This is a genomic window from Pontibacillus sp. ALD_SL1 (assembly GCF_017355605.1).
In genome coordinates this window covers 3,176,651-3,188,802 of record NZ_CP062974.1, presented here as the reverse complement: position 1 = coordinate 3,188,802, position 12,152 = coordinate 3,176,651, and the positions used below count along the sequence as shown (strand labels likewise).

Genomic DNA, 12,152 nt, shown 5'->3' with positions numbered 1-12,152 from the left:
AGACATTTGCAAAAGTATCAGACCCTATTTCTGAAGCGAACCCGTTCCACTCTCCAAAGCTGGGGGGAGCATCGTTCGATTACGAACGGAGCGATGTACCAGTTTTTGCATTCATTAAAGGGAACGGCTTCATCCATTGGTTTACCTTCTATAACAGAGGTGGCAACGAATCTCATGCAACAGTTGCCTGCGTCTGTTGATTATGAATGGAAACAAGAAAGGTGGCAGTCTTTCTTAAGTCCACTTACAGAAGAATTACAGAAGCATTCAACCGTTGAAGTTCTCGCAGAACCCTTGATTGAAAAAATAAAAGATGAGACTCCGAGAGGCTCGTTAGTGTTGCTTGTTGGGGATCAAATTGATCGTATATCAAATTTGAAAGATATGCTTGAAGAACATTATGCGGTGATGGTCGCAGCAAATGAGTCGAAGGCCGTTGAAGTGTTCTATAGCCAGAAACCTGATTATGTCATCATTGATTTACATCAAAAAGAGGACCACGGGTTTCACGTGCTTTCAAGTATTGCCAATAAGGCTAGACATAGTTTTGTACCTACACTGCTTGTGGAAGATGCGCCTCATACGATGTTACGGAAGAAAGCGTATGAGGCTGGGGCATTTGATATTGTTCATTCCCCTTTTGATAACGAGGAAATGCTTGCTTTAATCCAGAATCGTTTAGAGCTTAAGCGCGTTCTTCAGGCTCAGATCTTGTTAGATGAATTAACGGGCGCATATAACCGCAAGTTTTTACAAGAAGAGTTGCAGCGCCAATGGGCAGAATTTGAGCGTTATGAGACAACGTTTTCCGTTGCGATGCTTGATTTAGACCGTTTTAAACGGATTAACGATACATATGGCCATGATACTGGTGATCTTGTTCTAAAGCAGTTCGCCGAAACGATTATGAAGAATAAACGTCAAGGTGATTACTTTATCAGGTATGGCGGAGAAGAATTTATGTTGATTATGCCGAAGACAAACAGAGAACAAGCGCGCATGATTGTGGATCGCCTTTTACAAGTCTTCTCGGAGCAACCATTTGAAAAAGATGGTACGACATTTACATGTTCCTTTTCTTCAGGGGTGGCTTCTGTTCACCACCGGATTAAGCATACGGATGAAATCATTTCGCATGGGGATCAGGCTCTCTATATGGCGAAACGAAATGGTCGTAATCAAGTGCAAGTCTATGATGAGCAGAAACGGGACCTTGCGCAGAATCTTGATGTGATCCGCATCGGTATTATTGATGATGACCCTATTATTCATGAACTGCTGCAAGATCATTTAAGGAAGCTAACGTTTAAAGGGCATAAAGTGGAGCTAAGAACCTTCCGGGAAGGGGAAGAATTCTTTGAGTCAAAATGGTACCAACAAGATGGCAAGTTTGTCTTATTGTTAGACGGCGTAATGCCCCGGATGGATGGACTTGAAGTGTTGCGGAAGCTTCGTGAAGAATGTTCCGTGGATCAGTTCGTCATTATTATGCTGACCGGAAGAAAAAAAGATCAAGATATCGTAAAGGCATTAGACCTCGGAGCCGATGATTATATTACGAAGCCATTTAGCGTTTCAGAGCTAGAAGCACGAGTGAAGCGGCTGGCTCAGCGGTTACTTTTTTAAGGGGGAATGGACGTGAAGCGTATTTTAATTGCGGACGACGAGGAAGTCTTGCGTATGTTAATTGTCGATACGTTAGAAGAAGAAGGATATGAACTTGAGGAAGCAGAGGATGGGATTGAGGCTTTCGAGAAGGTTCAGGAGAATGAATACGATCTTCTTATATTAGATTACATGATGCCAGGGATGACAGGGATGACAGGGATTGAAGTTGCTGAAAGAATCAAAGCGTTAAACGGGAAAGAGCGCATGAAGATCATGATGTTAACAGCTAAGAATCAACAAAAGGATGTCGATGCATCAAAAGCTGCTGGCATCCATTACTATATGGCTAAACCATTCAGCCCTCTTCAATTAATTGAACTTGTGGAGGATATTCTTGATGCGTGACTTTTTCAGGAAAAGCATTCGCAGGCAATTTCTATTTATAATGATGGCTGTCTTTTTTCTCGCCCTAATTGGCATATCTATTATTCTAGCGATTCAAGCTCAGGTGAAAGAAAGCTATTTAAAAGAGAGAGAAACGCTTTCTAGGCAGACAGAAATCGCAGAGAATATTGAGCAAGAATATAACGAGATGATTATGCGGGCGAGAGGGTATCTTGCTTTTTTGAATGAGGGTGAATGGGAGTTGAGCCAGGAGGCCCACGCGAACTTAGTTGTTTTGTTAGATGAGTTGAAAGAATATGAATTGACGAATGAAGAAGAGCTTGTCTATGCGGACCTTTCTGCATACGTTGAGGAATATTGGGATCTGCTCTTGCCAGCGGCTGTTGCCTATGCTGAAGATGGAAATTATGAAGAGCTTGTAACTATTTCACAAGATACGAGTGGTACTTCCCGTATTAATAGTTTTCTCTTAAGGAATAAGCAGATTGTTGCAGCAAATGAGAGGGAATTAGAAGCGGCTCACCAGGAGTTTATAGAAAGGACCAACCGGATTACATACGCATTAGGTGCACTGATTGTGATGTTGTTTGTCATCATCAGTCTTGCTACGAAACGGATGTCTAAGAGTATAGGCCAACCCCTTAGCGAGTTGTCTGATGCTTCTGAGCAGTTAGCGCTTGGGAAAGAGGTGTCGTTTCCTACGGTTCGACGTCAAGATGAGTTAGGGACACTGACCAATGCTTTGTCTTCGATGGCTCATGTCATCCAGGACCGCGAAGCTGATCTGCAAGCTCATAATGAAGAGCTCCAAGCCCAGCAAGATGAACTAACTGAACAACAAGAGCGATTAGAGAATTCGGTTGTAGAGATTAAGAACTTGAATATGGCCATTAACGAAGCAACCATTCTATCTGTAACAGACACAAAAGGGTTTATTACAGATGTGAATGATAAGTTCTGTGAAGTGTCCGGGTACTCTTCTAAAGAAATTATGGGTCACTCGTATTCAAATTTATTCGCAGAAGAACAACCAGAATTTTATGAGAATATGATTCGCACGTTAAGAGAAGGGCGGATTTGGAAAGGCGAACTGAAGAATAAGGCGAAAGATGGAACGTACTACTGGGTGGATTCTACCATTGTTCCTTATAAAAATGATTATCAGGGCATTGAACAATATTATATTATTCAGTTCGAAATCACGAAGATGGTGGAAGCTGAACAAGAATTGAAACACCTTTTAGAAGAAACGAACCGAACGAAACATACGCTAGAACATTACAACGAACTGAATCATGCTTTATCGATCACATTAAATATGGAAGAGTTATTGGAGACGGTCTTGTTCCAGCTTCAGCAGATTTTCTCGTTCAATAAAGGGATCTTACTAGTCCTTGATAGTTCGGATTATGCGAGTATTAGTATTTCAAATGAAGCGGGTGCGCGGATGAGAGCTCATATTGAAGAGCAGGTTGTTGTCCGTCTTCAGGAGACGAAAGAGCCTTATGTTCTGAAAAGAGAGGCGCTCGAGGGAGAGCAAGGGTACCACGAAGAAACTCTGTATAGTTACGATGTTTTTGCTCCTGTATTTGATGCGAAGGGAGAACTTCAAGCCGTGTTTGTCGGTACAAGGATTGGGCTTTCCTTTGATGAAGAAGAAACAAAGGAGCTTGAGGGAATCCTGAGTCGAGTATCCTTGTCACTTGAGAAATTGTTTTTATATGAAGAAACAGAACAAAGTCGTCAGTTAAATCAAGATATTATTGATAATGTGAATGAAGGCATTCAATTTATTGATGAAAAAGGGGCACTTATCCAATATAACAGCCAGTTGTGTAGCTTTATGGAAGCGGATAATTGTGAGGATTGTTTGAATCAGCCTTTCTCGTATTGGGTTACCTTCTTCAAAGAGCGCGTAGAAGATCCTGAGGCTGTTGTCGCCTTTTTCGAGATGGCAATTTTTCAATCTTCACAGAAGAGTTCGCAATATCGTTATGAGGTGGCTGGTCCTGATCGCAGAATTATTGAGGTATATGCAGAACCGATCTACCGCAGAGAAGAGCGTCTTGGAACGTTATTTGTTCACAGGGATATTACTTCTCAATACGAAGTGGATCAGATGAAGTCAGAGCTTGTGAGTACCGTTAGTCACGAACTCCGGACACCGTTAGCAAGTGTGCTGGGGTACACAGAGCTCATGTTGAACAGGGAACTGAAGCCTGAGAAACAGAAGAGGTATTTAAGTACAATTGAGAAAGAAGCAAAACGTTTAACGAATTTAATTAATGATTTCTTAGACTTGCAGCGCATGGAATCAGGGCGTCAAGTCTACGAGAAAGAGTTGATTCAGGTCGAGGAAGTCGCTCAGGAAGTAATCGATTCCTTCCCGTATTCACCTCAACATGAAGTGTACTTAAACAACCACTCAACTCATCTGCCTGTCTTAGCGGATCGGGAGAAGCTGATCCAAGTGTTTACGAATCTCATTAGTAATGCGATAAAATTCTCTCCTGATGGAGGGAAAGTTGTCGTCACGATGAACGGGAATGATCAGGAGTTATTTATCCACATAGCTGATGAAGGGCTTGGTATACCTGATCAAGAACTTCCGAAGTTGTTTAAGAAGTTTCACCGTATTGATAACTCAGAGCGAAGGAAAATCGGTGGTACAGGACTTGGATTATCCATTGTTAAAGAGATCGTTGAAGCTCATGGTGGTAAGGTTTCAGTTCGATCAGAGGCAGGAAAAGGGAGCGTCTTTACGATCATTTTCCCGCTTGCTCAACCGAAATCAGAGGGCAATGGTGTAAGTTTAACGCCTGATTTACCACTCATTATGGTTATAGAGGATGACCATAGTTTGGCGATGTTAATTCGGGAAGAATTGAAAGGGACGGGATTTAATGTCCTTCACTATGCAAGTGGTGAATCTGCCGTACAGGTGCTTGATACTTATGAGCCAGATGGTTTTGTCATTGATCTAATGCTTGCTGGCGAATTAGACGGCTGGGACGTTATCCAGGAAATTAAGAAACGCCCTCAATTGGAGCAGATCCCTATCTTTATTTCGACCGCTCTTGATGAGCGTTCCAAAGGTGAAGAACTTGGAATCGAACATTATTTAACGAAGCCGTATCCACCGAACAAGTTGTCGACGACGATTTTGCGTACGCTGCTACAAAATGAAAAGAATGGTCAAATATTAGTTGCAGGAGATGAGGAGGGAAATTGACTTGTCTATCTTATCGTGCTATGTTTGATAAAATTAAGAGATGACGAAAATGTATAGGCCGCTCCATTTGATCTTTAGATCAAGGTGTGGCCTCTATTATGTAAAAAAAGAGTAGTTCATCATGTGATGGGAGAATGAACAATGAGTGTACAAAACGAAATGAAAAAACGCCGGACGTTTGCGATTATTTCGCACCCGGATGCTGGTAAAACAACGTTAACAGAGAAATTTCTATTATTCGGTAACTTAATTCGTGAGTCCGGTACCGTTAAAGGGAAAAAGTCCGGGAAGTTTGCGACTTCTGACTGGATGGATATTGAGAAGCAACGTGGAATTTCTGTCACGTCTTCTGTTATGAATTTCCCTTATAAAGACTACCAGGTTAATATTTTGGATACACCAGGGCACGAAGACTTTAGTGAAGATACGTACCGTACGCTGACAGCTGTTGATAGCGTAGTCATGATTATAGATGGAACAAAAGGGATTGAAGCGCAAACACTTAAGCTATTTAAAGTTTGTAAGATGCGTGGTATTCCGATCTTTACGTTCATTAATAAACTAGATCGTGAAGGCCGAGATCCATTTGATCTATTAGATGAAATTGAAGGAGAGCTTGGCATTGAAACATATGCCATGAACTGGCCTGTTGGGATGGGCAAGCGTTTTAAAGGAATCCTGGATCGTCAAAATGAACAATTCGTTCAATTTACAGGAAATGAGACCGAAACGTCTATTCCGTATGATGAAATTAACGATCATCCTGAACTAGCTGAAGATGAGACGTTTGCAAGTGCGTTCGAAGAGCTTGAGCTGCTTGATGGAGCTGGTGTTGAGTTTTCTATGGACGCGGTTCAACAGGGAGAACAAACGCCTGTATTCTTCGGTAGTGCCCTTGCCCCGTTCGGCGTTCGCACATTCTTTGAGGAATTCATTTCTATGGCTCCACAGCCTGCTCCGCGTAAGGCTTCTGGGGATATGATTTCACCTGATAAGGAAGAGTTCTCAGGCTTTATCTTTAAGATTCAGGCGAACATGAACCCAGCGCACCGTGACCGTGTAGCGTTTGTGCGTGTTTGCTCAGGGAAATTCGAACGAGGTATGAACGTTACGTTAGATCGGACAGGAAAGTCTATTAAATTAGCACAGACCCAGCAATTCGTTGCTTCCTCAAGGGAGACGATCCAAGAAGCCTATGCGGGTGATATTATCGGAATTTATGATCCGAACGTATACCGTATTGGCGATACGCTTGTCGAAGGGAAAGAGACATTCCACTTTGAAGAGCTGCCGCAGTTCCCGCCTGAAGTATTTAAGAAGGTTGTTGTGGAGAACGTTATGAAATCGAAGCAGTTTAAGAAAGGACTTGAACAACTCGTGCAAGAAGGGGCCATTCAATTGTTCCGCAGTCTTCGCAGTGACGAATATATTATCGGGGCAGTCGGACAACTTCAGTATGAAGTGTTTGAGTACCGTATGAAGAATGAATACAACGTAGGCGTTCGATTTGAAGATATCGGGGAGCGAATTCCTCGCTGGTTAAAATCAGAACAAGTCGATCGTTCCAAATTCGATGACCGAAGTCTTCTAGTGAAAGACCGTGAAGAGAACTACCTTGCTCTCTTTAAGAACGACTTCTCCTTACGCTGGTTCCAAGACAAAAATCCAGACATTGACCTCATCGACTTGTTTGAAGTCAACCAATATAGCCAATAATAGAAACAAAAGCTGGTGGCCCCCACCAGCTTTTTCTTATACATAAAAAACCTTCATGACTTTAGAGAGAGAAAGGGTGTCTGACACCTGGTTACACTTTAAAGCGCTGAAGAGTGTCAGGCACGCGTTAGTCCTTTAGAGTGGTAACGGGTGTCTGGCACGGTTTACTGCTCTATCCGCCTAAAGCGAGTAGTTGAGCATAGCGGTCGAATGTTTGTTCGCATGTATGTTAGAATGATGAGAGATTGTGGTAAACTACGGTTATAAGAGTGAATGGATGAATGGAGGTTGCATCTTGGAGAACAAATTTGAATTGGTATCCCAATACGAACCGCAGGGGGATCAACCTGCAGCGATTGAAAAGATTAAGCAAGGTATAGACGAGGGGAAGGTGCATCAAACCTTACTTGGAGCCACAGGGACAGGTAAAACATTTACAATGTCGAACGTAGTGAAAGAGATTAACAAGCCAACGCTTGTTATTGCTCATAACAAGACACTAGCCGGTCAGTTATATAGTGAATTTAAGGAATTTTTCCCTAATAACGCGGTTGAATATTTCGTTAGTTATTACGATTACTATCAGCCGGAAGCTTATGTTCCTTCTACAGATACGTTTATTGAGAAGGACGCTAATATCAATGATGAGATCGATAAGTTGCGCCACTCTGCGACATCTGCTTTATTTGAACGCCGTGATGTTTTAATTGTTGCCAGTGTATCTTGTATATATGGTTTAGGTTCACCTGAAGAATATCGTAACCTGGTGCTCTCTATTCGTTCAGGCATGGAGAAAGATCGTGATGAGTTGCTACGTGATCTTGTCGATATCCAATATGCGCGTAATGATATTGACTTTCAGCGTGGTACGTTCCGTGTTCGGGGTGATTCAGTTGAAATCATTCCAGCTTCTAGAGAAGAGCATTGTATACGGGTCGAGTTTTTCGGTGATGAAATTGATCGAATCCGTGAAGTCGATGCATTGACGGGTGAAATTATAGGGGACCGTGAACATGTTGCTATTTTCCCAGCATCCCACTTCGTAACCCGCGAAGAGAAAATGAAAGTAGCGATTAAAAACATAGAACGTGAACTACAAGAACGCCTAAAAGAATTAAAAGATCAAAATAAATTGCTAGAAGCTCAGCGCTTAGAACAGCGTACAAACTACGATTTAGAAATGATGAAAGAAATGGGCTTCTGTTCAGGCATTGAAAACTACTCAAGACACTTAACGCTTCGAGATAAAGGAGCAACACCTTATACATTAATCGACTATTTTCCTGACGATTTTCTTATTATTGCCGACGAGTCACACGTATCCATACCGCAAATTCGAGGCATGTACAACGGAGACCAGGCGCGTAAACAGGTCCTGGTTGATCATGGCTTCCGCCTGCCTTCAGCTTTAGATAACCGCCCACTTCGTTTTGAGGAATTTGAGAAGAAATTAAATCAAATTGTCTATGTATCGGCAACTCCTGGTCCGTATGAACAAGAACACTCACCAGAAATGGTTGAGCAAATTATTCGTCCGACAGGCTTATTGGATCCGAAAATTGAAGTTCGTCCAATTCAGGGTCAAATTGATGATTTAATTGGTGAAATCAATATGAGGAAAGAACGCAACGAACGTGTTCTTGTCACAACCTTAACGAAGAAAATGTCAGAAGATCTTACCGACTACTTAAAAGAAATCGGCATTAAAGTTGCTTACCTGCATTCTGAGATTAAGACATTAGAACGAATTGAAATTATTCGCGACCTTCGAAAAGGAAAATACGACGTTCTTGTAGGGATTAACCTTCTTCGTGAGGGTCTTGATCTTCCAGAAGTCTCCCTTGTTACGATTTTAGATGCGGATAAAGAAGGATTCCTTCGCTCTCAGCGTTCTCTCATTCAGACGATCGGACGCGCGGCTCGTAATGAAAACGGACAGGTTATTATGTATGCAGATAAGATGACTGATTCTATGAATATTGCGATTGAAGAAACGAATCGTCGCCGAGAGAAACAGATGGCCTATAACGAAGAGCACGGCATTACACCAACAACAATCAAGAAGGAAATTCGCGATGTGATTAGGGCTACAACAGAATCAGAAGAAACACAAGAGACAGACGACCGTCCAAATGTTTCAAAAATGAGCAAGAAGGAAAAAGACAAGATGATCGAAAATATGGAGAAAGAGATGAAGCAGGCAGCAAGAGACTTGAACTTCGAACGAGCTGCTGAATTACGAGATCTTCTCTTGGAACTTAAAGCGGAAGGATGATCCAACACATGAGCCAGAAATCGATAAGTGTTAGAGGGGCTCGTGCCCATAATTTAAAAAACGTCGATATTGATATACCGAAGAATAAATTAGTCGTGCTAACGGGGCTTTCGGGTTCAGGAAAGTCTTCGCTTGCCTTTGATACGGTTTATGCGGAAGGGCAACGTCGTTACGTTGAATCTCTCTCAGCCTACGCACGTCAATTCTTAGGTCAAATGGATAAACCGGATGTAGACTCTATTGAGGGTCTATCCCCGGCTATATCCATCGACCAGAAGACGACGAGTAAAAACCCTCGGTCTACTGTAGGAACGGTAACAGAGATTTATGATTATCTGCGCCTACTGTACGCACGTGTGGGGCACCCAACTTGTCCAAACCATGGAATTGAAATTACTTCTCAAACCGTTCAACAAATGGTCGACCAGCTCCTTGAATATCCTGAGCGTACAAAAATGCAAATACTTGCTCCGGTGGTTTCAGGGCGGAAAGGTCAGCACGTAAAAGTCCTTGAAAACTTAAAAAAAGAAGGGTACGTACGCATACGCGTTGACGGAGAAATGCGTGAAGTAACAGAAGACATCTCTCTTGAGAAGAATAAAAAACACTCTATTGAAGTAGTCATTGATCGTATTGCAATTAAAGACGGCGTTTCCGGACGTCTGTCTGATTCTGTAGAAACAGCGCTTCGTTTAGGTGAAGGACACCTTATCGTTGACGTTGTGAATGATGAAGAGCTTCAATTCAGTGAGCATCATGCGTGTCCGATATGTGGGTTCTCTATTGGGGAACTTGAGCCTCGTATGTTCTCCTTTAATAGTCCATATGGAGCTTGTACACGCTGTGACGGCCTTGGCACACAGTTAGAGGTTGACTTAGAACTAGTGATTCCGGATTGGAGTTTAACGTTAAACCAACATGCCATTGCACCATGGGAGCCGAATAGTTCGCAGTATTATCCACACCTTTTAAAAAGTGTCTGTGATCACTACGGGATTGACATGGATATTCCGGTGAAAGATATTCCGAAGTATCAGATGGATCGCATACTTTATGGAAGTGATGATGAAAAGATTTACTTCCGTTACGAGAATGATTTTGGAAAGGTTAGAGAAAACCATATCTATTTCGAAGGCGTCGTATCAAACGTAGAGAGAAGGTATCGTGAAACAACTTCTGACTACATCCGCGAGCAAATGGAAAAATATATGGCCCAAAAGAAGTGTCCTAAATGTAAAGGGTACCGTTTAGATGAGAAACCGTTAGCCGTTCTTGTTAACGGCAACCATATTGGAGAAGTCACAGACCTTTCTGTGCATGATGCGTATCATTTCTTTGATAATGTAGAGCTATCGGAGAAAGAAGAAACGATTGCCAGAATGATTTTAAAGGAAATTTGTGATCGGTTAAACTTCCTTATTAATGTCGGATTGGACTATTTAACGCTTTCTCGTTCTGGCGGTACACTATCAGGCGGTGAGGCTCAGCGTATTCGTTTAGCTACCCAGATTGGTGCAGCATTAACGGGCGTATTGTATGTTCTTGATGAGCCTTCTATCGGTCTTCACCAACGTGATAATGATCGTCTTATTTCTACTCTTCAGAATATGAGGGATTTAGACAACACACTGATCGTAGTTGAACATGATGAAGATACGATGCTCGCTGCTGATTACCTTATTGATATTGGCCCTGGAGCAGGAGCACACGGGGGACAAATTGTCTCAAGTGGTACGCCTCAAGAAGTGATGGAAGACAAAGGCTCTTTAACCGGACAATATCTATCAGGTGAGAAGTTTATTCCACTTCCTCAAGAGCGTCGTAAGCCTGATGGGCGTTATGTAGAAGTCCTTGGGGCCGAAGAGAACAACTTGAAGAAAGTAAATGCCAAGTTGCCATTAGGTATTCTAACGGCAGTAACTGGTGTATCAGGGTCTGGTAAAAGTACACTTGTGAACGAGATTCTACACAAAAGCTTGGCACAGCGACTTCATAAGAGTAAGGTGAAGCCTGGTAAGCATAAAGAAGTGAAAGGTATTGATCATTTAGATAAAGTAATTGACATTGACCAATCACCAATTGGAAGAACACCACGTTCTAACCCTGCTACGTATACAGGAGTTTTTGACGACATTCGCGATGTGTTCGCGCAGACAAATGAAGCGAAGATACGAGGGTACAAAAAAGGTCGTTTCAGCTTTAACGTTAAAGGCGGACGTTGCGAAGCTTGCCGAGGCGACGGGATCATTAAAATTGAAATGCACTTCTTGCCGGATGTCTATGTACCGTGTGAAGTTTGTGACGGAAAGCGATATAATCGAGAAACGCTTGAAGTAAAATATAAGGGTAAGAGTATTGCAGATGTTCTTGCCATGACGATTGAGGAAGCATATGATTTCTTCGAAGCGATTCCTAAAATAAAACGTAAGCTGTCTACTATTTTCGATGTAGGGCTTGGGTATATTAAACTCGGTCAACCGGCCACAACTCTTTCTGGTGGTGAAGCTCAACGTGTGAAACTAGCAAGTGAGCTCCATCGCCGTTCGACAGGACGTTCATTATACATCCTCGATGAACCAACAACAGGATTGCACGTAGATGATATTTCAAGGTTACTAATGGTTCTTCAGCGTCTTGTTGATAACGGTGACACCGTTTTAATTATTGAGCATAATTTAGATGTGATTAAAGCAGCTGACTATTTACTCGATCTAGGTCCTGAGGGCGGAGCTAATGGAGGTCAGATTATTGCGACTGGTACTCCCGAAGAAGTTGCAGAACAAACCCAATCTTATACAGGCCATTATTTAGGGCCTATATTAGAAAGAGATCGTAAGCGCATGGAAGAGAAGATACAGAAACGCGAGAAAGTTTCAAAATCATAACGGGGAGAGAGGCAGAGCCATAATCATGGTT

At 42.3% G+C, this 12,152-nt stretch carries 6 protein-coding genes; all 6 read left to right on the top strand.

All coding sequences use genetic code 11. The features are described 5' to 3' along the window. Window positions 1–6 precede the first annotated feature (6 nt). The 6 genes from IMZ31_RS16150 (at window position 7) to uvrA (ending at window position 12,121) form a co-directional block, all read left to right on the top strand. Window positions 7–1,626 carry a GGDEF domain-containing response regulator gene (locus tag IMZ31_RS16150; protein ID WP_207528295.1) on the top strand — a complete coding sequence of 540 codons (1,620 nt, stop codon included), beginning with the start codon at window positions 7–9 and terminating at the stop codon, window positions 1,624–1,626. Window positions 1,627–1,638: 12 nt separating this feature from the next. Then, entirely contained in the window at window positions 1,639–2,013 is a 375-nt protein-coding gene (locus IMZ31_RS16145; RefSeq protein ID WP_207528294.1) for a response regulator, read from the top strand. Then, the gene (locus IMZ31_RS16140) at window positions 2,006–5,245 is read left to right on the top strand and encodes an ATP-binding protein (protein WP_207528293.1); all 3,240 of its coding nucleotides are present in this window, start codon (window positions 2,006–2,008) and stop codon (window positions 5,243–5,245) included. Before IMZ31_RS16145 ends, IMZ31_RS16140 begins: the two co-directional genes overlap by 8 nt. 141 nt (window positions 5,246–5,386) lie before the next feature. Beyond that, the gene (locus IMZ31_RS16135; RefSeq protein WP_207528292.1) at window positions 5,387–6,961 is read left to right on the top strand and encodes a peptide chain release factor 3; all 1,575 of its coding nucleotides are present in this window, start codon (window positions 5,387–5,389) and stop codon (window positions 6,959–6,961) included. A 295-nt stretch (window positions 6,962–7,256) separates the two neighbouring features. Further along, window positions 7,257–9,236, top strand: coding sequence for an excinuclease ABC subunit UvrB (gene uvrB, locus IMZ31_RS16130; RefSeq protein WP_207528291.1), 1,980 nt, complete (start codon window positions 7,257–7,259; stop codon window positions 9,234–9,236). Window positions 9,237–9,244: 8 nt separating this feature from the next. Continuing rightward, entirely contained in the window at window positions 9,245–12,121 is a 2,877-nt protein-coding gene (gene uvrA, locus IMZ31_RS16125) for an excinuclease ABC subunit UvrA (RefSeq protein ID WP_207528290.1), read from the top strand. Window positions 12,122–12,152: the final 31 nt, after the last annotated feature.

What these genes read in the sequence shown, in the direction of transcription:
- IMZ31_RS16140 (WP_207528293.1), top strand. Translation starts at nt 2,006, where the DNA reads ATGCGTGACTTTTTCAGGAAAAGCATTCGCAGGCAATTTCTATTTATA.
- uvrA (WP_207528290.1), top strand. Translation starts at nt 9,245, where the DNA reads ATGAGCCAGAAATCGATAAGTGTTAGAGGGGCTCGTGCCCATAATTTA.
- IMZ31_RS16135 (WP_207528292.1), top strand. Translation starts at nt 5,387, where the DNA reads ATGAGTGTACAAAACGAAATGAAAAAACGCCGGACGTTTGCGATTATT.